Genomic DNA, 22,884 nt, shown 5'->3' on the forward strand with positions numbered 1-22,884 from the left:
AAGTAAATAAAGTTTCATTTCCTTATTTCTATGGGGAAAAGATTTTTTTTTTCATAAATTTACATTAGTATCCCCCAATAAATATACATTTTTATTCCCCCTGCCGAAATTAAAATTGATTAACCAATCAACTTGAATTTACATGGCTGAAAACAACGCTTCTTTGTTTATGGGTATAAAGGCGGGTACGTCATTTTTTGCAATTCTTTCATATTTGAAGAAAAAACTATGGTTGCTGTTCTTTCTATTTATGGGGATTTACAATATTCATTCTCAAAACTGTAGTGTCAATGCAGGTATAGACGAAACTATATGTGGAGATGTTACTTCATATAATTTATCTGGTTCTTCCTCGGGAGATATAAGTTCATCTACTGTATGGAGCCAAATAGCCGGACCGGCAGTTAATATTGGCGATCCAAATGATATGGAAACTGTAATAACCGGAATGTTGGGTGGAAACACATATACATTTCAGCTGTCTGCTATTTGTGGAGATGGTGTTACAGTTTCTCAAACAGTTAATATTTCTGTTGAAGAAATCACTATAGCTAATGCCGGAACAGATGTAACTTCATGTCCGGATAATTCAGGAGGTGTAATAATTACAGGAAACACTCCAGCAAACCCGGGAGAAACCGGTACGTGGAGTATTGTTGGGAATAATGGAGCAGGCGTTACTATTAATAACGCTACTGCACCAAATACGGCATTAAGTTTAGCCCAAGGATCGGCGGGAACTACTACTTTACGATGGACAATAACCGGACCTGAATATGCACTTGGGGTACGTTGCGAAACCTATGATGAAATTACCATAACAAATTATGGGGGTGTTGAGCCGGTAGATGCAGGACCCGATCAAGTATTAAATAGTTGTTATACAGTATCACAATCTACTACATTAAATGGAAGTTTTGCAGGAAATGGCACCGGAGGGCAACAAGGAACATGGACGTTTGTAAGTGGTACACGAGAACCCACAATTGTAAGCCCGAACGATAATAATACTCAAGTTACAGGTTTGTTTGAAGGAACGTATGTTTTCCGATGGACTGTTTCGGGGCCATGTGTAAATGGATCAGATACAGTTACTGTAACTGTAGATGGAGCTTCTCAGGATGTGACCCAAGCAACAGTACAAAACAGAAATCAGGTGTTTTGTGACCCAAGTGTAACACAAACCACTTTGATAGGTAACGAACCTGATTATGCCGGCGAAACAGTGCTATGGAGGCAAACAAGTGGTCCGCCTGCCACTATTACCAATCCTACGAGTCCTACCACAGCAGTAACAGGTTTATCATATAACAATACGTATCAATTTAACTACACAATAATAAATGAAACTACAGGCTGTTCAACAGCAACCAATGTAACAGTAAGTTATAGCGATAATAATTTATCTATTGATGTAAATAATGGAATGGATATTATAGGTGAATGTGGTCAAGAAGTTATCAGTATTCCATTTTCTACTACCGGCGAAGGAGTAAACGAATATAGTATTATAAGTGGTCCTCCCTTAGCGTATTCATACCCATCCGACTATCAAAGTTTTCCAAACTCATCACCATTAGAACTGACTTTCGAACAATCAGGAACATATAAAGTCTCTTTTAGAAGAAGGGTTACCGGCGATATACTTTCTGAATGTGATATTGCTACCGATCAATTAAATATAACCATTTCTAAGGCACCAACACCAGCAAATGGAGGAACCAATCAAGTATTGGCCTGTGGTGTAGTATTTACAGAGCTTACGGGGAATAATGTAGATTCTGGTAAATCGGTATGGACACAACTTATAGGACCTAATCAAGCAAATATTGTCAATCCCTTTCAACGAATAACCGGGGTAACAGGGTTAATACCCGGAATCTATGTTTTTCGTTATACTGTTAATACTGCTGGTGGTGTTTGTAATTCTGATACTTCTGTGCAATCGGATGTTACAGTAACTGTTTCTGATGAAATTATAGATGATGACGTAGACGCAGGACCCGATCAAACAGGTATATGTACAGGAATTGAAGTACAGATGGAAGCAGCGACACCATTGGATGGACAAACCGGAACATGGACTCAGGTTGCCGATGCAGCCCCGCAAACCATAGTTTTTGAAAATGTAAATGATCCAAATACCATTGCAACAGGTTTTGACGATAATAATACTACCTATACATTATTATGGACAGTAGAAAACTCTGCTTCAGACTGTACTACTACAGGAAGTGATGAAGTACAAATAACCACATCTGATACAGCAGGTCCAACACAAGCAGATGCCGGACCTGATAGATGTTATTCTTCCGGTACCTCTGAAATTTCTTTAGAAGGAAATACACCTGAAATACTAAGGGAAACAGGGCTATGGACGGTATCGCCTGCTGGACCAACATTTGCAGATGCTACCGACCCTAACACTACAGTAGCCATTTCCAATGATGGGGAATATACTTTTACATGGATAATAAGTCCGAGAATTGGAGGGTGTATTCCTACTGAAGATGATGTGCTAATAGTGATTGATGGTGAAGCGACCGCTGATGCCGGCCCCGACCAAACATCTTGTGCAAGTACTTTTACTATGGCTGCATCCTCCTCAAATGGCGAAGGGGAGTGGACACAAGTAGTAGGGCCCGGAGGGTATACCATTGCCGATTCAACTAATCCCACAACCGATATTACTTTTACTTATTCAGGAACTTATATTTTTGAATGGACGGTAAGTGCCGGAGAATGTTCTTTGGCTTCAGATCAAGTAGAATTAAATGTTGGTCTACCTCCTACACAAGCCGATGCAGGTCCCGATCAGTCTATTTGTAACGGAAGTAATACAGTAACATTAGCCGCCAATGCTTATGATGGTGATACAGAAACTGGAACATGGATCATTGGAGAAGGGGCTACAAATACACCTACAATAACAGATCCTACAGACCCAAATACAACTGTAACTGGACTAATAACCGGAACATATACATTTATATGGTCTATAAAAAGAGACCCTAATTGCGAAGAAAGTAGTGATGAAGTTCAAGTTACTATAGGGACACCAGCCAATGCAGGCGCCGATCAAAACCTATGTAATGCTACCAATGTGTTTTTAAAGGCCGAAGAGGGATCAACTGGAACATGGACACAAGTATCAACAACAGGAAGTAATGCTGTTATTGTTCAGAGTCCCGAAAATAGTTACATTGCCAATGCTCAGATAGAACCCGGTACTGATTATGTATTTAGGTTTACTACAGACACACCGGGATGTGTTACTTCAGATGATATGACAGTTGTTAATACAGGACCTCCGGCTTATTCACCTATTGCAGGAGATGATCAAAATTTGTGTCAAGGTGATTTAATACCTACCAACACCTATATTTTAGGAGCAAACCTACCACCAAGTGGTGTTACCGCAGAATGGCGAATTGCTTTTCAACCTGAAGGGGGAGTTGCTACAATTACCGATCCATCTATACCCAATACATCCATAACAGGACTAGACGTGCCTGGATTTTATATACTTGAATGGAACTTTAGTGCTGGAAATTGTACAACAGAATCAGATGTTGTTCGATTAACAGTTTTTCCATCACCATCGCAGGCAGATGCCGGTCCCAATCAATCAAATGCTTGTATACTAACTGCTCAAATGAATGCTGTAGCACCAACGGCAGGGGTTGGAGAATGGAGTTTCGAGTCAGATCCTTCAGGAGGTGATGCAATAATTGATAGTCCGAATTCTCCAACAACAACCATATCAAACATAACTGCATTAGGTACTTATACATTAAAATGGACAGTGGTTACAGGGCCTTTCCATGCTCCTTCAAATTGTGCGCCGACAGAAGATACTGTGGACATAACATTTACAGACGATCCTCCCATTGTAGCCGATGCAGGTGATGACCAAGAAATATGTTTAATAGCTCCGGCTACAAGTACAACAACTATACTCGATGCAGGCGATATACCCACAGATGATACTACTGTAGGAACATGGACAGTAGTAAGTGGTCCTAATACCCCCACCTTTGGAAATGTAAACAATGCTAATACGTCTGTTTTGGATTTGATTGCCGGTGAATATGAATTGATGTGGACTACCGAAAAGGGTGGGTGTAGCGATCAAGACACCATGACAATTACAGTATATAACAGCCCAACAACTGCAGATGCAGGACCTAACCAAACGATAGCAGAGTTTACACCTTTAATAATGGCAGCAAATTCGCCAACAGTTGGTGTAGGATTATGGTCTATGTTAGAAGGTCCAACAGTAGCTGTATTTACAAATCCAGGAAACCCTTCGTCTTCTGTTGCAAATCTTACAAAAGGAACTTATTATTTTACCTGGACAATTACCAATGGAGTTTGTGCCAGTTCTTCAGATGTTGTTAGAGTGGATATAATTGGAAGTGCCGACTTGGAATTGACCAAATCTGTTTCCCCGGGCACAGCTTCTCCGGGAGATGTTGTTACTTTTACGATAGATGTTTTTAATAATAATGTTTCTGGAACTTCTGATGCAACAGGGGTTTCAGTAGGAGATTTAATTCCTAACGGATATACTTTGGTGCCAAATACTATAACAAATGGAGGTGTTTACTATTCAGGAAATTTAGCAATACTTTGGGAAGATCTTGAAGTCGCTTTGGGCGAGACATTAACTTTACAATTTCAAGCAACTGTAAATAAAACAGGAGATTATGAAAATAGGGCTTTAATAACAGCCTCAGATCAAATAGATCCAGACAGCGACTCTGCAACTGGATTTGATACAGACGATTTAAGTGATGGTATAACCGATGATGATGAGGATAGTGTAACAGTTACAGTAGAATCGGCTGATTTAGAATTGACAAAATCTGCCAATGTTTCTGAAGCCAATATTGGAGAAGAAGTAACTTTCCGTTTGGACTTATTAAATAATGGTTCCGGAAGTGCATCAGAAATTAGCGTAAAAGATACCATTCCCGATGGTTATACATTTGTAACAGGTTCTGCTTCCAATGGTGGAATTTACAATACAGGAGATAACTCTATAACATGGAGTAATATTTCATTAAATAGTGGCTACACACAAGCATTGTTGTACAGGGCAACGCCAAACACTACAGGTACAAATTATACCAACGTAGCCGAAATAACAAATTCGAGTAACAACGATCCCGACAGTGATCCAAATTCGAGCACGGATGTAGACGACCTAAACGATGGTATTGCCGATGATGACGAAACAGAATTGACCGTGCCCATTACACAAACCGACTTATCACTTTCTAAAACGGTAAGCAACGCCAGTCCGAACATAGGAGAAACCGTTACTTTCAATTTATCCGTTACCAATGAAAGCACTACCGATGCCACCAATGTTGCCGTACAGGATTATGTACCCAATGGGTTCAATATTGTTTCGGTAGATGCCAATGCTTCGTTTATAGGGAAAACGGTTACTTGGACAGGCTTTACGGTACCGGCAGGAGGAACGGTTAGCGGTTCGTTTACGGCAGAAGTTTTAGCTCCGCAAGGAACTGTGAACGAATATTTAAACACAGCGCAAATTACCGCTATGGATCAAGTAGATAGCGATAGTACACCAAATAACGATGATGGCGACCAAAGTGAAGATGATGAAGACAATGCCCTTGTAACGCCACAGGCAGCCGATTTAAGCATTACAAAAGATGTAAATGACAATAACCCTGAAGTAGGTGATATAGTAACTTTTACCGTTGTGGTAACCAATGATGGATCGAGCAATGCCACTGGAGTTGAAATAGTAGACGTATTACCGGTAGGTTACACTCTGGAAACAGTAACTGGAGGAACAGCTAGCGGGAATACGGCAACTTGGCTAAATCAATCTATTGCAAGTGGAGGAACATTAACCTTAAATTATACGGCTACGGTAAACTCTGGAATGGGAGGTTTGCTGGATCATACCAATACCGTACAGATAACGGCCAGTGACCAATTTGATCCCGACTCTACGCCGAACAATAACAAACCAACAGAAGACGACCAAGCACTTGTAAATGTAACATTGGCAGGTACTTTTGTAGATATTGAAGTTACCAAAGAATACAGTCCTACCGGTATTGCAAACCCGGGATCTACAATAACATTTACCATAACAGCAGCAAATACAAGTACAAACGATGCTACGGGGGTGGTTGTAACAGATTTGGTTAGAGCTGGGTATACAATTACAGGAACCAATCCAAGTGTAGGAACATATAATACAGGTAATGGTGCTTGGGATATAGGAAATTTAATCGCAGGACAAAGTGAAACTTTGACAATAACCGTTAATGTAATAGCAAATCCCGATCCAGAACAATATATCAATATTGCACAAGTAACGGGTTTAAATGAAAATGATATCGATTCCACGCCTTCCAATAACGATCCAACTGAAGACGATCAAGATCAAGTGAATCCTTCCGTAGAGCCATTGGTTGATTTAAACCTATCAAAAACAGTTAATATTCCCGACCCGGAAGTAAATACTGATGTAATTTTTACCTTAACAATTTTAAATGAAGGTGTTACAACAGCGCCCGGTGTAGAAATTACCGATATACTTCCTTCGGGATATACTTTTGTGAATGCTACAACGACAGATGGAACATATGATGATGGAACCGGAGTTTGGACGCTTTCTAATAATTTGGGCGTTAATAAAACGGAAACTTTACAAATTGAAGCAACGGTTAATGTAACGGGCGATTATTTGAATACAGCTGAAGTAACAGCATCAGACTTTCCAGATGCAGATTCCACGCCCGCAAATGGAGATATAGATGAAGACGATTATGCCGAAGCATCTGTAACCCCGATTCCGTTAATAGACCTTTCTTTAACAAAAAGTGTTGATAATCTTACTCCGAACATAGGCGATGATGTTATTTTCACCTTAAATGTTACCAACGATGGCCCAAGCGATGCTACCAATGTTGAAGTAAAAGATTTATTACCGGCTGGTTTGGAATATGTTTCAGATAATAGCGGTGGTGCTTACGATGAAACAACAGGTATTTGGACCGTGGGAAGTATTCCGTTAGGCGCAACTTCAACTATTGAAATAACTGCCGAAGTTTTATTGTATGAAGACCCACTTCCAACGGCAGATTATTTAAACATTGCCGAAGTTTTTAGCGCTGATGAAGAAGATACCGATTCTACACCAAACAATGCCGATGATAGTGAAGACGATCAAGCAGAAGTGCAAATAACACCCAACCCAACATTGGTCGATTTAGAAGTAACTAAAGCTGTAGACAATTTAACTCCAGTTGTAGGAGAGAATGTAACTTTTACGGTAACAATAACAAATAACGATAATAATCCGCCCGAAACAATAGTTGGTGCAACAAGTGTGGTAGTTTCCGATAAATTAAGCACAGGTTATACATTTGTTAGTGCCAATGCCTCAACAGGAACATATACAGAAAATTCTGGTTCTTGGGTAATTGGAGATTTGGCAGCCGGAGGAACAGAGACTTTAAATATAGTTGTCACAGTTAACGCTACCGGAAATTATGCAAATACAGCACAAGTAACAGATCAAGATCAACCTGATTTAGATTCTGAACCATCAAATAATGATGATACAGAAGATGATTATGCTACCATTGTAGTAACTCCTCAATTCCCGGCAGATCTGGCATTGACAAAATCGGTGAATGTTACCACACAAGATGTGGGCGCACTGGTAAGTTTTACGGTTACTATTACCAACAACGGGCCGGCTATAGCCAGTGGGGTAGAGGTAACCGACTTACTGCCCAGCGGTTACACATTTGTAGGGGCCAACGGTCCGGGAACTTTTAATGGAACAACGGGTGTTTGGTCTATAGGTCAAGATATCCCGGTAGGAGCCACGGTCAATGGAATAATTGTAGCTAGGGTAAATGCCACTGGTGACTATCTGAATACAGCCGAGATTACCGCTGCGGATCAAACCGATCCCGATACAACAAATAATTCTGATGATGCTGAAGTAACTCCAAATACATTAATCGACCTTTCCTTAAATAAATTGGTAAGTAAGTTATTGCCAGATGTTGGCGAAGAAATTACATTCAGCTTGGCCTTGACCAACGATGGACCCAATGAAGCAACCAATGTTGAAGTTACAGATCTTCTTCCAGATGGATATACCTTTGTTTCTTCTTCGGGCGATGGTACATATACCGATGGCACCGGAATATGGAGCTTGCCAAGTCTTGGGGCCGGGGAAACGGTTTTCCTTCAACTTAATGTAACGGTAAATACAGCGGGGACTTATTTAAATACTGCTGAAGTAACTGCTGCCGACCAACAAGATGTTGATTCTCAACCTGCCGATGGAACAGGAGACGATTTTGCCCAAATGGCTGTTGTTCCGCGTATGCCTACCGATATTGAAGTTGTAAAAACCGTAGACGACGATACCCCGGGAATAGGCGATGAGATAAATTATACAATAACAGTTTATAACAATCCAAATGGTGGGGCTAATATTAGCGATGCTACTGGGGTAAGCGTAAGGGATATCCTTCCTTCTGGACTGAGTTTTGTAAGCGCAAGTGCTTCCGTTGGGGATTATGATGATGCGGTGGGAACATGGAACATAGACAACCTTGCCAATGGTGCTACTGTTACCTTAACAATTACAGCACGTGTAAGGGCTCTTGGAAATTATACAAATACGGCCGAGTTAATAGCCGCCGATGCGTCCGATCCTGATTCTACGCCCGGCAATGGGGTTGAAGCCGAAGATGATCAATCTACCGTAATAATAACTCCGGTAGATAATGCCGATTTAATGCTAACCAAAACAGTTGGAAATTCAACTCCGAATGTTGGAGATAATATCCAGTTTATTTTAACGGTTGAAAATCAAGGCCCTGGAATTGCAACAGGCGTTAGCGTTACCGATGTTTTGCCTGTTGGGTTTACATATATTGGAAGTACTGCCACCAACGGGACTTACAATTCCGGAACGGGCGTTTGGGATATAAGCACCCCAATACTTTCGGGTGGTAGCCAAACACTTACCATTGTGGCAAGTGTAAATGCTTCAGCTGGAACTGCAAATGAATATTTAAATACTTCAGAAATAACGGCTTCTGATAATACCGACCCCGATTCTACACCGAATAATGGAGATACTTCAGAAGATGATTATGCCGAAGTATTGGTAACCCCGGCTTCGGTAATAGACCTTTCCGTAGAAAAGGAAGTGAATGTTTTACGCCCCGATACGGGTGATGAAATTATATTCACATTAACCATAGAAAATGCCGGTCCAAGTACTGCAACCGGAGTTCAGGTAACCGATTTGATACCGGATGGATATACGTATGTGTCTGACGATAGCGCAGGCCTATACGATTCTACGACCGGAATTTGGGATGTGGGCACATTAACCAGCGGGACATCTATGATTATGAATATTACGGTAAGTGTTAATTCTACGGGAACTTATGTAAACATTGCCGAGGTAACCGCTGTCAACGAAACGGATGCCGATTCTACCCCTGCCAATGGCGATGCCGATGAAGACGATCAAGACCAGGCACAAACCTTGCCACGTGTTACCGTTGATATTGAAGTTGAAAAAACGGTCAATATCCAGGAACCACAAACAGGCGATGAAATTGTATTTACCATTGTAACCTTGAATAATGGCCCGAGTGATGCTACAGGGGTAGTTGTAAACGACTTGCTTCCGTCGGGGTACGAGTTTGTTAGTGCAGTAACTATAGCCGGAACGTATGATGAAGTTACGGGAGGTTGGAATATTGGTAGTTTAGCAGAAAACGATTTGGTTACTCTGGAGATTACCGCTACTGTTTTAGAAAGTGGTCAATATGCAAATACAGCCGAATTGGTTGCCCTGGATCAAACCGATTCTGATTCTACACCGAACAACAATGTAGAAGACGAAGACGACCAATCTACCGTGAGCCCGTTCCCTTCTGGATTGGCCGATTTATCGATAACCAAAGAAGTTGACAATGAGAGTCCGAATATAGGTGATGATGTTCAATTTGTAATTCATCTTTTAAATAGTGGCGACAGCGATGCAACCGGAGTTGAGGTAACAGATTTGTTGCCTGCCGGATTTACGTACAAATCGTATTTTACCACTGCGGGAGTTTATAACCCTTCTACTGGTGTTTGGCGTTTAAACAATATTATTTCCAAAGGAGAAACAGAGACGCTCAACATTACCGCAACGGTTGGAGCCCCCACCGGAAACGTAGAAGATTTTACCAACAGGGTAGAAATAACAGCCAGCGATGTTGACGACCCAGATAGTGACCCGAATACTGGTTTTGATGTTGATGATTTTAATGATGGAATCCCCGATGATGATGAAGCAAGTGTGGTTGTTGGTCCGCTTTCGGTTGATATCGGAATGGAAAAAACAGTTGACAACGAAACACCAAGCATTGGCGAACAGGTGGTCTTTACGGTTACCGCAACTAACAACAGCACAACAGAAGCAACCAATATAGGTATAGAAGATGCCTTGCCGGCGGGATACGAATATGTAAGCAATATACCTTCTTCTGGAATTTATGATGAGGCGAACGATATTTGGACCATTCCATCTATTGCAGGAAATAGCTCGGCAACCTTACAAATAACCGTTAAGGTGCTCGATGTAAACGATTATGTAAACGTTGCTTCACTTGCTTATGTCGATCAAATGGACATAAACCCCGATAACGACAGGGCAGAAGCGACCATAGATCCCGGTTGTTTAACAATTTTCAATGAGTTTTCGCCTAACGGAGACAACATAAACGAATTTTTCCATATCGATTGTATCTCGCAATATCCCAATAACCGGTTGGAAGTATACAATCGCTGGGGAAGCTTAGTCCATGCCGAAGATGGCTATAATAACGATTGGGACGGTACAACCGATGGAAAAACTACCGATAAAGTATTACCGACAGGTACCTATTATTACATTTTGGATCTCGGTGATGGATCTGAACCAAAAACCGGATGGTTATACATCAATAAATAAGAAAAATTAAATGCAAAAAAGAAGCAGCATTCGCATGAGAAATACATATAGAAATATAATAATTGTGGTAGCTTTTATCTGTAGTACGGTTTCGTTTGCTCAGCAATATCCGCAGTATACACAATATATGTACAATACCATGAGTTTAAACCCGGGTTATACGGGCTCAAGAGGGCATTTGTCCATGGTTGGCCTATATCGCACACAATGGGTTGGCTTAGATGGGGCACCAGAAACACAAACTTTCGGGATAGATTCCCCGGTGGGGAAAAACGTAGGTTTGGGCCTTAATATTGTAAACGATGCCCTTGGTCCCACCAACGAACTGTATATTGATGCAAATTTCTCTTATACCATTCGTTTGGACGAAAACGACAAGCTTTTGTCGTTTGGATTAAAAGGAGGCGGCCGTTTTTTTGATGCCGATTTTAGCAAAGGGAACTATCAGGACCCGGACGTGAGCTTTCAGGGAGAGATCAACAGATTTTATCCAACTATTGGCGCCGGGGTTTATTACCATACACAAAAAGCATATATAGGACTTTCGGTGCCCAATTTTTTTGCTGAAGACCATTATGATAATGTTGAAGAAAAAATCGGGACCGAACGGATGCATTTCTATTTTATTGGTGGAAGGGTGTTTGATTTGAGCTACAATGTAAAGTTCAAGCCCGCGTTTATGGTGAAATTTGTGCCTGCCGCTCCAGTAATAGCCGATTTTTCTGCCAATTTTATGTTTTACGACAGGTTGACATTGGGTGCTGCATACCGTTGGGGCGATTCTTTTAGCGCACTGTTTGGTATCCAGATTACCGACGGCTTAAGTTTGGGGTATGCCTACGATGCCACCACCACCAATTTGAAAAATTACAGTTCGGGAACGCACGAGATATTTTTAAGGTTTGAATTTATATCGAATAAGAAAAAGTTAAGGTCGCCCAGATTTTTTTAAATCAGCATAATATCTCACCAACAATAAAATGAAATACAGAAAGATGAAATATATCAACAACATAATTTTAGTATGCTTTTCTTTATTCAGTATAAGTGTTATGGCTCAAACTGATGACGAAAGGAATACCGATAAGAATTTTGACAGGTTTTGGTATAAAAGGGCGGCTCAACAATATGAAAGTGCCGTAAAAAAAGGCGATACTTCCAAAGAAACGTTGCAAAGACTGGGCGATGCCTATTATTTTAATTTGGATATGGAAAATGCGGCAAAATGGTATGGAGAACTGTTTTCTAAATATGAAAACGAACTTGAACCCATATACGCATTTAGGTATATACAGTCGCTGGAAGGCACCGGAGATTATCATTTGGCAAAAGGGTTGATGAAGATTTATTCAGAAAAACTAAACGATTCTACATTTAATGTCGATCAACTAAAAAACAACGATAAGCTTATAGACGCTTTACGAAATACGCAACCGCAATTTTACATAACCCCGCTTTCCATTAATACGCCCGTTTCCGATTTCGGTGCCATTCGTTATGGCAACCATGTGGTTTTTGCATCTGCAAGGGATTCCAGTGTGTTTACATCGCGAAAATACCATTGGAACGAGCAACCTTTTCTTAACCTGTTTATTGCCGATACTACTTCAAACGGAGGCGACCTAAAAAATGTTCATTCGTTTTCAAAATCCATCAACAGTAAATACCATGAGGCTAGTGTGGCCTTTACAAAAGGATTCGATACTATTTATTTTACCAGAAACAATTACACCAACAGTAAGTTGAAAAGGGATGCGCAAGGGGCCAACAATTTAAAAATATACAGGGCGGTACTTAGAAACAATAATTGGAAAGATATAACAGAGCTTCCCTTCAGTAGTGATGAGTATTCGGTTGGGCATCCTTCATTAAGTCCGGATGGAAAGAAACTATATTTTACGTCTGATATGCCTGGAACAATAGGGGGATCGGATATTTATGTGGTAGATATCCTTTCAGAAGGGAATTTTTCTGAACCAAGAAACCTTGGAGAAAATATAAACACAAGTGGCAGGGAAATGTTCCCGTTTATTACCGACAAGAAGCTGTATTTTGCTTCTGAAGGACATTTGGGGTATGGCGGACTGGACGTTTTTGAGGCAACCGTTACAGAAGAAGGTTTTTCCAAACCTAAAAATTTGGGACTCCCACTTAACAGTCAACTGGACGATTTTGCTTACATGGTCGATGAAAATACACAAAGGGGGTATGTTTCGTCTAACAGGCCCGGTGGCGTTGGCGATGACGATATTTATTCCTTTCAGCGAAGCGATGAAAAGTGCATGCAGAGTATAGAGGGTACCGTGGTAAATTCAGATACTAAATACCCAGAACCAAATGTAACGGTTAAACTTTATGACGGCGAAAAGGTCTTGGACAGTACCTTAACGAGCAATGTTGGCGAATATCGATTTGATATGCCTGTTAATTGTGGACATACATACAATGTAATAGCTGCAAAGGAAAGTTTTGATACTGCCGAAAAAAGTGTGGAAACTTCATTGGAACCCAATTTTGTAAACGAAGTTCCGCTAGAGATAAATCATAAGCTTATTGTGAGGGAAGGGGATGATTTAAAAATAAAAATCGGACTTATTTATTTCGATTTCGACAAATGGAACATTACGCCACGCGCAATAGAATCGCTGGATACCATAGTAAACGTTATGAAAGAATACCCCGGCATGGTTATTAAAATAGAGTCGCATACCGACTCCCGTGGTAACGATGCCTACAACATGCAATTATCCGACAAGCGTGCCAAATCTACGCGCGATTATATTCTTTCCCGTGGAATAGAGCCCGAACGCATAGAAAGCGCCATTGGTTATGGAGAATCAAGACTCTTGAACGAATGCGCTAATAATGTGCCATGTACCGAAGCACAACACGATGTAAACAGACGCTCCGAATTTATTATTGTTAAAATGAAATAGACTGTTATAGTTATTTTAATTCTCTTTCATAATGTTTTTAAGCGATGTATATTTGTTTAGAACCTTATATTTAGTAAGGATGAATTTATATGCCAAAAAAACAAAAATTTATAAAGTCTAGAATTTTAAGGATCCTTCTAAGAATTCTAACGGTATTATTATTACTTTTTTGTGCATTGGTTCTTTTTATTAGAAGCCCTTGGGGACAAAATATAATTGTTGGCAAGGCCGTTACTTATTTATCCGATAAAATAGGCACAAAAGTAACCATAGACAGGCTGTTTATAACCTTTGGTGGGAATATTTCTTTAGAAGGGTTTTATGTAGAAGACCAAAAAGGCGATACATTGGTTTTTTCTAAGGATTTGGAAGCCTCGCTTGCATTCCTTCCATTGATAAGGGGAACCGAAATCAATATAAAATCGGTAAATTGGGATGGCTTAAAAGCCAATATTAAAAGGGATTCCGCAGGTACTTTTAATTTCGATTTTATAACTGATGCATTTTCCCCGGCCGACACGGCATCGGTTGATACTACTTCCCAATCGCCAGAAATAAAATTGGGGAATATTCAATTGAAAAATATCAATGCCCTGTACGACGACCAATTTACGGGCATTGACTCCAAGATAAATATTGGATTTCTGGAAACCGAAATAAACATTTTCGACTTGGAAGCAATGAAGTTCGATGTGGATGCGCTTCAATTTGAAAATGCCAATGTAAGTTATGTACAAACAAAACCTTTTGCAGAAAAAACCGAAGATACTGCTTCAACAGTGTTTCCTTTTATCAAACTGAACGATTTTCAGTTTAAAAATATACAGGTAAGGTACCAATCTCTACCCGATAAAATTTCTACAACTGTTGTAATTGGAGATTTGGCCATTACAATGCCAAAACTAGATTTAAGTACCAATTCCCTTTTGCTGGAAGAATTTATACTTAGCAACAGCCAAATAGCCTACCAATCTGAGGCAGAAATTACTACAGATACTCTTCAGAAGAAAAAAAACAATGCATTTAAATGGCCGGAATGGGATATTAAAATTGATAATATAGACTTGGTGAATAACAGTTTAAATTACGTAACCCAATCGGCAACAGATACCGTTAAAGGGTTTAATCCGTCTGATATTCAACTCAAAAAATTTAATTTTCTGGCCGAAGCTATTTCTTACCGGCCGTCAAAGGCCGGCATGGACCTTCATACACTTTCTTTTACGGAGCACAATGGTTTTGAATTGTTAAAAACGGCTTTCCAATTGGATATGACCGATGAGAATTTGTCTTTAAAAGAAATAGAAGTAGCAACGGGAAGAAGTAATTTTGAAGGCCAATTTGCCATGAAATATGCTTCTATGCATCAGTTAATGGACAATTTTGAAGCTACAAGGCTCAATCTACAACTGCCAATGCTTCATTTGGACCTAAAGGATGCGTATTACTTTCAGCAGGAACTTTCAAAAAACAGGATAATATATTCGTTGGCCACCCAGAAAATAGACGGGGCTTTGGGCATGACGGGAACACTTGGCAATATGGATATTGCCAAGACCAATTTAAAATGGGGCCCAAGCACGGCAATTTCTTTTTCTGGAAACATAAAAAATGTAACCGAAACAGATAGCCTTTTGCTCGATATTCCGGTTATTAAGGCAAATACGATAAAGAAAGATATCAATACTTTTTTTACCGATGAAGAATTGGGCGTGGTGCTCCCCGATACGTTAAATTTAACGGGAATGCTGTCCGGCGGTTTTAATGCGGTTACCGCAAATGCTTTGTTGCAAACCTCTGACGGAAATATTGATGTAAACGCCAAATATTTTGATGAAGGCTCCATTGGTTTTGATATGAAGTTGGAAACAGAAAACTTAAACTTGGCCAAAATAATTCAAAACGAAAAAATAGGTCAGCTGTCCATTAACATAACGGCCAATGGGAGCGGCAAAAGCTTAAATTCTTTGGATGCCGTTCTGGAGTCTAATTTCGATTCTCTTACTTATGCAGGTTACGACCTTTCCAACTTAAAACTTAACGGCGAAATGAAAAATGGCACTGGAAACATACATTTGATTTTTAGTGATGAAAACTTGGATTTGGACATGAATACCAAAATGGACTTAGACAGCGTACATTCTAAAATAAATGTATTGCTGGATTTAAAGGGAGCCGATCTTTATAAATTGGGCATTACCAAAAGCGATATGCGCACCGGTTTCAAGCTTAATGCCGATATAGTTGGGAATCCTTCAGACTTTACTCTGGATGCCGCCATAACCAATGGAATTACGGTTTATAAAAACCAAACTTACAATATGGGCGACATAAATTTAAACGCCCTTGCCAAGCAAGACAGCACCTTTTTGGAGGTAAATAGTAAAATGCTATTGGCAAAACTGCAAGCAAATGCCGCACCAGATGTAATTGCCGAGGCTTTGAAACGGCAAATAAACGGTTATTGGAAAGACAGTATATACACCGACAGCCTTCAAAAAAAGGGGAATGTTGCATTGAACATGAAGGTAAACATAAAGCAAACTCCCATTTTAAGCGAAGTATATTTGCCCGGCCTGGAAGCCTTGGATTCTATTAGTATGGATATTGCTTTTAATCAACGCCGTAAATTATTGAAAGCTAATTTGAATGCTCCTTACATGAAATACAATGAAAGCGAAATTGATAGTTTAAATTTTACCTTGGATGGGGCTCAGGATAGTTTAAAATTTGATTTTGGATGGCAAAAAATAGCTTCGGGTTCTATTTCGGTTGATGAAACCTTGCTCAAAGGAACTTTCAACAATAGAAAACTGCTACTTAATTTCAACAGCACGAGCAACGAAGAAACATTGGCTTACATAAATTCTGAAGCCTCTTTTAAAAATGACACGCTTCAATTGCACATAGACCCGAAAGCGTTAATTTTAAACAGGCAATTTTGGAATATTCCAGAGGACAATTTAATTGTCTATGCCAATAATTACATCGATATACAAGATTTTGTGTTAAACAATCAAGGGCAGCGGGTAAGTCTATCAAAAAAAACATCAAAAAACAACAAAGAAACCATTGGGACTTTGTTTGAAAACTTTAGGTTGAATACAATTTTAAGCATTTTAAATCCCGAAGAACCCGTTGCAAAGGGAATCATGAAAGGCAATTTTAACATTGAAGACCCTTTTGCCGATGCCGGAATTCAGGCAGATATGGAAATACAGGATCTCGAAGTATTATCGGTACCTTTGGGAAGGTTATCGTTGGTTGCTTCGTCTATTAATTACAACGAATACAATTTTAATTTAGCCCTAAAGGAAGGGAACATAGACTTAGATCTACAAGGGGCATACAAAGCTGCAAAAACCGGAGCTCAATTAAATATGGACTTGGCCTTGAATGATATAAAAATGAAGGCAATTGAAGGTTTTTCCAGCGGAGACATCACCAATGCCAAAGGCAGTATTACCGGCGATATTAAACTTACGGGAACCACGGCAGAACCAATATATAAAGGATCTTTAAATTTTGAAGGAATAGAAATGTTGGTTACCCAATTAAATTCGTCTTTTAGCATTGACAATGAGTCTGTTACATTTGATAATGCAGGCTTTTACATGGATAATATAGAAATTAAGGATGAAGCCAACAATCCTTTTACCCTCGACGGCTCCATAGAAACAGAAGAAATTACCAATCCGGGCTTTGATTTATCGTTAAAAGCCGATAAATTTAGAGTACTTAATTCTACCCGTGAAGATAACGACCTTTTTTATGGAAAAGTTAGCCTGAACACCAATATTGCCATAAAAGGAAACTTGGAAACTCCAGAAATTACAGGAGATTTAAAAATTAACGACGGTTCTACTTTTACCTTTATTGTTCCCGAATCTCAACTGGACATTACCGAGCGCGAAGGCGTGGTAATTTTTGTGAACAAGAAAAATGAAAACGATATACTGACCCGTAAAACCGAAAAGGAAAATGCCATTGCCATTTTAAAGGGTTTAAACATAGATGCTTCAATTGCTGTTGATAAAAGCTCGGTTTTCCGTATTGTTGTGGATGAAAGAACCAGCGATAACCTGCAAATATCCGGGAAAGGGGATTTCAACTTCATCATGGAAACCAACGGAAGAATAACACTTTCGGGTATTTATGAAGTAGCCGACGGCCATTATGAAGCTAGTCTTTACAACATTGTTAAGCGTAAGTTTGATATTTCTCCCGGGAGCACCATTACATGGAACGGCGATCCATACAATGCACAGCTCGATATCAAGGCTATTTACAAGGTAGAAACCTCGGCATCTGCCTTGATGACGACCCAGACCACGGGACAAAGTCAGGAAGTAATAAACGCATACCGCCAAAAATTGCCATTTCTTGTATACTTAAACGTAGACGGCGAACTGTTGACCCCCGAACTTTCGTTTCAGCTGGATATGCCGGAAAACGAGCAAGGAGCACTTAGCGGTAGTGTTTATAGCTATATTCAGGAATTAAATGGCAGGGAAGAAGAACTTAACAAGCAGGTATTCTCGTTATTGGTACTAAACAGGTTTTTCCCCACTTCGGGAAGCGATGGAAGTGCAGGCGGGCCGGCTTCGATTGCCAGAGATAATGTAAACGAAGTCTTGTCGGACCAGCTTAATACCTTTTCTGATAAAATAATGGGAAATTCGGGCATTCAGCTTGACTTTGGACTAGATAGTTACACCAATTATCAATCGTCGTCCCCACAAGGCGTCACCGAATTAGACGTAAATGCCAGCAAAAGCCTGTTTAACGACAGGCTGGTGGTCCAAGTAGGAAGCGAAGTAGACATTCAGGGAAGCAGCCAGCGCGCCGATGGAAATGCACCCGTTATCGGGAATGTAGGCCTGGAGTATTTAATTACTCAAGACGGACGCTTCAGGTTGCGGGGCTACCGCAAGAACGAATTTGAAAGTATTATTGACGGGGAGCTTATAGTTACCGGAATATCCTTTATCTTCAATAAGGAATTTAATAAGTTTAAAGAACTTTGGGAGCGCAGCATAAAAGAAGAAATGGCCAAGCAGGAAAATAAGGAAGAAGACATAAAAGACAAAGGCGGCACCAAATCAGAAAAAAATAAAAAAGAATAGTTGGAAAAGATTTTTCATGCATATAAATATTTTAAGCAATTGTTTATTGCAACAGGATTGCTTTATTGTTTCATTATAAAAAGGATAAACAAAAGGCATATACAGCTATTTTTCTGTTTTTTGGCTATTTTTTTAGGGGTTTCTTGCAGTGTAAACAAATACATTCCCGAAGATGAGGCACTTTATACCGGTGGGGAAATAGATTTGGAGACCGAAACAAAAATAAAAGACAAAAAGGAAATTGAAGAAGAATTAAACGGCTTGTTACGTCCCGAGCCCAACTCTAAGTTTTTGGGGGTTCGGTGGGGTTTGCTTTCACATTATAAATCTCAAAAGGAAAATCCGGGGTTTATCAATAGGTTTTTCAATAAAAAAATAGGGGAGGAGCCCGTGTATTTATCAGATGTGGACGTTCAAAAAACCGAAGACCTTATCAACAACCGTCTCGAGAACCGTGGTTTTTACAAAAACAGTATTACTTCCGAAGTAAATAAAAAAAAGAAAAGGGCTACGGCAAAATATAATGTAAGCGTTAGCGAGCCATACCGATTGGAGACCTATACTATTGAAAGCGATAGTATGGCAATTTACGACAGTATTCAAACTTCCCTGAGCGAGACTTTATTGGATAAAAAAACACGGTTTGACCTGGACTTGCTTAAAGATGAACGCGAGCGCATAGACGATTATTTAAAGGACAAGGGATATTACAATTTTAATGATGATTTCTTGATTTTTGAAGCCGACACCAATCAATACGAGCAAAAAAAATTCGATTTGTTTTTAAAGATGAAGGATGAGGTTCCGGGAAAGTCAAAAATTCCATATAAGTTAAACTCCGTTGAGGTCTACACCGATTATTCGGTGAACAACGATTCGCTTCCAAAGGATACCATTCATTATAATGGAATTGATTACATACAGCGCACCAATTTTTTCAAGCCCAAGCGTCTGGCACCTTTTGTTTTGTTTGAGAAAGGGCAATATTATAACCCAACACGTTCTAAATACACAAGTAACCGCTTGTCTAAAATAGGCACATATAAATACACCACCATACGTTTTGAAGATGCAAAACCGTTTCAGGAAGGGGATTCTTTAGGTTTATTGGATGCCAAAATATATTTATCGCCAATGAACAAACATTCGTTGCGGGCAGAGGTACAGGCCAATTCAAAGTCGAATAATTACGTTGGTCCCGCCTTGGCGCTAAGTTATTCCAACAGGAACCTATTTAAGGGTGGCGAAATATTTAATACCACCATAAGCTTTGGGTACGAAAAGCAAATTGCCGGAGGAACAGACGATGCTGGCCTTACCAGTACGCAATTGGGGTTTAGGACCGATCTTATTTTTCCCCGTATTTTATTTCCGCTCAAGTTTGACCTTGGCTTTGATTACGAGGTACCAAAAACCAAAATTACCGTTGGCGTGGAATATCTAAACAGGGAAGAATTTTATACATCAACATCTTTTATTACCAATTTTGGGTATACATGGAATGCCAATCGGTATGTATATCATGAATTAATTCCCATTGGGCTTAATTATAGCAGTTTGTACAATACTTCGGAAGAATTTGACCAGCTTTTAATAGATAATCCTTTTTTAGAGAACAGTTTTGAACAAAAATTTATAGCGGGTCTCAGTTATAATTTTGTGTACAACGAAATATCGAATACCAAAAAACGGAACCCCATTTATTTTTCTACCAATTTTAAAATAGCCGGAAACCTGCTGAATTTAATGGCCGGGAAACCAGATGAAGAAGGTAAAAAAAAGATATTCGGGCTCGAATATGCTCAATTTGTTAAAACTGATGTCGATTTTAGATATCAATATAGAATTGACAGCGAGCAGGCTCTTGTAGCCCGTATTTTTGGGGGGATTGGGTATGCCTATGGAAACTCCATCAGTATGCCTTATTCGGAGCAATATTATGCTGGAGGCCCTTTTAGCGTTAGGGCTTTTAGAATTCGATCATTGGGGCCCGGAACATACAGAATTGATGATGATAATAATGATGACGACGATACAGATTCGAGCGGATCGTACCTCGACCAAACTGGAGACATACGCTTAGAGGCCAATTTGGAATATAGGTTTCCAATATTTTCTTATGTAAAAGGTGCCTTGTTTGCCGATGCCGGGAATGTTTGGTTGCTTAAAGAAAATCCTGCAATACCCGGTGGCGAAATTTCATCCGGGTTTTTAAAAGAGCTGGGCGTGGGCGTGGGCGCTGGATTGCGTGTGGATATCCAAAGTTTTGTAATTCGTTTCGATCTGGCTGCTCCCATACACAAGCCCTACGAAAAACGCTATAATTTCGATTTAAGCCATCCTATTCTCAACTTTGCATTCGGGTATCCTTTTTGATGTTTTGTAAAGAAAACTCAAAAGACACCAAAAAGAGAAATCAAACTTGCTGAGAAATTAAAAAAAGAATATTTAAAAGAAAAAAATAGTTGATATGAATAGTTTAACAAATTTTGAAGATATCCTTATTGAAAAATACGGAAAGAAAGGAACTGAAATGCGTGACAAATATGATGCCGATTCTCTTGCTTTCCGGCTTGGGATCATGCTCAAAGGAGTACGAAAAGAAGGTGTCTAAAATATCTTTTTCAGCACTAAATATTAGTGAGATAAAGAAGTTTCATTTTTTTAGACACCTTCTTAATATTTAAATGAGTTTGAAACGATTTTTATTCAAATCCAAACTCTTTAAGTCCGTTATGGCTTATTTTAATGGCTTCCAACGGAGTATGGTAAAAAGTTTGATCCTGCTCTACCAGGTAATATTCCATTCCGGAAAGTTCTTTTTTGGCCAGGATTTTACCAAAATCGATGGTGCCTTCCCCAACGGGGGCAAATTTACCGTCTTTGCTCATGTCCTTAACATGCCATAGTTTAAACCTTCCCGGATATTTTTCAAAATATTTTACGGGATCGGCCCCGGCTTTTGTTACCCAAAAAATATCCATTTGAAAATTCACGTATTCCGGATCGGTATTTTCCAAAAAGTACTCAATGGGAACAATTCCGTTTTCATTCTTTTTATATTCAAAATCGTGATTATGGTACAATAGTTGCAAACCGGCTTCCTTACATTTTTTGCCTACGGTAGTTAAGAAGTTAACCATAAAATCCAAATCTGGATCCATGCCCATTGTTTTTGTCTCGGCATTGTATTTAAAATGCCCCATTGGCGGAACAGGGATTACAAAATAGGTAAACCCAGCAGCTTTAACATCGGCAATTTCTTGGTCGATATTATCCAAAGTAGCGCTTCCCTGATGTGTGCTTATGGGGGTTAAACCTTTTTCAGCTAATAAATTTTTAAAGGCCTCAGGCGTCATATTATAGAATTTACCGTTGTTGTACCCGGCAGCTTCCACATATTTGTAACCTGCATTTGCGACAGAGTCTAAAGTTACTTCTGTGTTTTTTCCCATATCGTCTCTTACGGTATACAGTGCAAGACCGCCAAATTTGTCTTGAAACGCATTGTTTCCACAAGCAGATAATAGAATGAACGAGAAGGCCATAAACGTTTTTATGGCACGTTTTAAGTGTGTAAATTTCATAGTGATGCGTAAATAGTTAGTAATTTATAACTATCAAATGTAGAAAAATTGGATAGGATTTTTAGCATTTTTTTATAATAATTGGTATTCATTTAAGTTTTTGCACAAAAATCAATACTTCAATCAAAAAATGAAATTGCCCAGCAAAGGTTTCCACACCAAGTTTTATTTAAGTCAGAGTATAACTTCTTGGAATTAAT

Annotated in this window: 7 protein-coding genes and 1 pseudogene; 7 read left to right on the plus strand and 1 reads right to left on the minus strand. The window is 39.4% G+C overall.

The window, feature by feature from the left end; genetic code table 11:
• The first annotated feature begins 142 nt into the window (after positions 1 to 142).
• From PSF86_RS05670 to PSF86_RS05695, 7 genes and pseudogenes are all read left to right on the plus strand, one after another.
• Positions 143 to 11,035, plus strand: coding sequence for a PKD domain-containing protein (locus PSF86_RS05670; protein WP_277899087.1), 10,893 nt, complete (start codon positions 143 to 145; stop codon positions 11,033 to 11,035).
• A 34-nt stretch (positions 11,036 to 11,069) separates the two neighbouring features.
• Positions 11,070 to 11,987 carry a PorP/SprF family type IX secretion system membrane protein gene (locus PSF86_RS05675; protein WP_277899088.1) on the plus strand — a complete coding sequence of 306 codons (918 nt, stop codon included), beginning with the start codon at positions 11,070 to 11,072 and terminating at the stop codon, positions 11,985 to 11,987.
• A gap of 100 nt (positions 11,988 to 12,087) precedes the next feature.
• Positions 12,088 to 13,971, plus strand: a complete 1,884-nt coding sequence (locus PSF86_RS05680; protein WP_277899089.1) for an OmpA family protein — start codon at positions 12,088 to 12,090, stop codon at positions 13,969 to 13,971.
• A 176-nt stretch (positions 13,972 to 14,147) separates the two neighbouring features.
• Positions 14,148 to 19,097 carry a translocation/assembly module TamB domain-containing protein gene (locus tag PSF86_RS05685; protein WP_277899090.1) on the plus strand — a complete coding sequence of 1,650 codons (4,950 nt, stop codon included), beginning with the start codon at positions 14,148 to 14,150 and terminating at the stop codon, positions 19,095 to 19,097.
• An 84-nt stretch (positions 19,098 to 19,181) separates the two neighbouring features.
• Complete coding sequence (gene tamL, locus PSF86_RS05690; protein WP_435369340.1) at positions 19,182 to 21,473, plus strand: translocation and assembly module lipoprotein TamL; 2,292 nt, start codon at positions 19,182 to 19,184, stop codon at positions 21,471 to 21,473.
• Positions 21,474 to 21,479: 6 nt separating this feature from the next.
• A pseudogene (locus PSF86_RS17790) lies at positions 21,480 to 21,566 on the plus strand (type II toxin-antitoxin system RelE/ParE family toxin); the annotation flags it as partial.
• A gap of 1 nt (position 21,567) precedes the next feature.
• Positions 21,568 to 21,711: a hypothetical protein gene (locus PSF86_RS05695; RefSeq protein ID WP_277899091.1), complete on the plus strand. Its 144-nt coding sequence runs from the start codon at positions 21,568 to 21,570 to the stop codon at positions 21,709 to 21,711.
• Between the two features lie 91 nt (positions 21,712 to 21,802).
• On the opposite strand, the gene PSF86_RS05700 is transcribed toward PSF86_RS05695, so the two are convergent.
• Positions 21,803 to 22,684 carry a sugar phosphate isomerase/epimerase family protein gene (locus PSF86_RS05700; protein WP_277899092.1) on the minus strand — a complete coding sequence of 294 codons (882 nt, stop codon included), beginning with the start codon at positions 22,682 to 22,684 and terminating at the stop codon, positions 21,803 to 21,805.
• Positions 22,685 to 22,884: the final 200 nt, after the last annotated feature.

Source organism: Galbibacter pacificus (assembly GCF_029603165.1).
Taxonomy (GTDB): Bacteria; Bacteroidota; Bacteroidia; order Flavobacteriales; family Flavobacteriaceae; genus Galbibacter; species Galbibacter pacificus.

What these genes read in the sequence shown, in the direction of transcription:
- PSF86_RS05695 (WP_277899091.1), top strand. Translation starts at nt 21,568, where the DNA reads ATGAATAGTTTAACAAATTTTGAAGATATCCTTATTGAAAAATACGGA.
- PSF86_RS05675 (WP_277899088.1), top strand. Translation starts at nt 11,070, where the DNA reads ATGAGAAATACATATAGAAATATAATAATTGTGGTAGCTTTTATCTGT.
- PSF86_RS05700 (WP_277899092.1), bottom strand. Translation starts at nt 22,684, where the DNA reads ATGAAATTTACACACTTAAAACGTGCCATAAAAACGTTTATGGCCTTC.
- PSF86_RS05680 (WP_277899089.1), top strand. Translation starts at nt 12,088, where the DNA reads ATGGCTCAAACTGATGACGAAAGGAATACCGATAAGAATTTTGACAGG.
- PSF86_RS05670 (WP_277899087.1), top strand. Translation starts at nt 143, where the DNA reads ATGGCTGAAAACAACGCTTCTTTGTTTATGGGTATAAAGGCGGGTACG.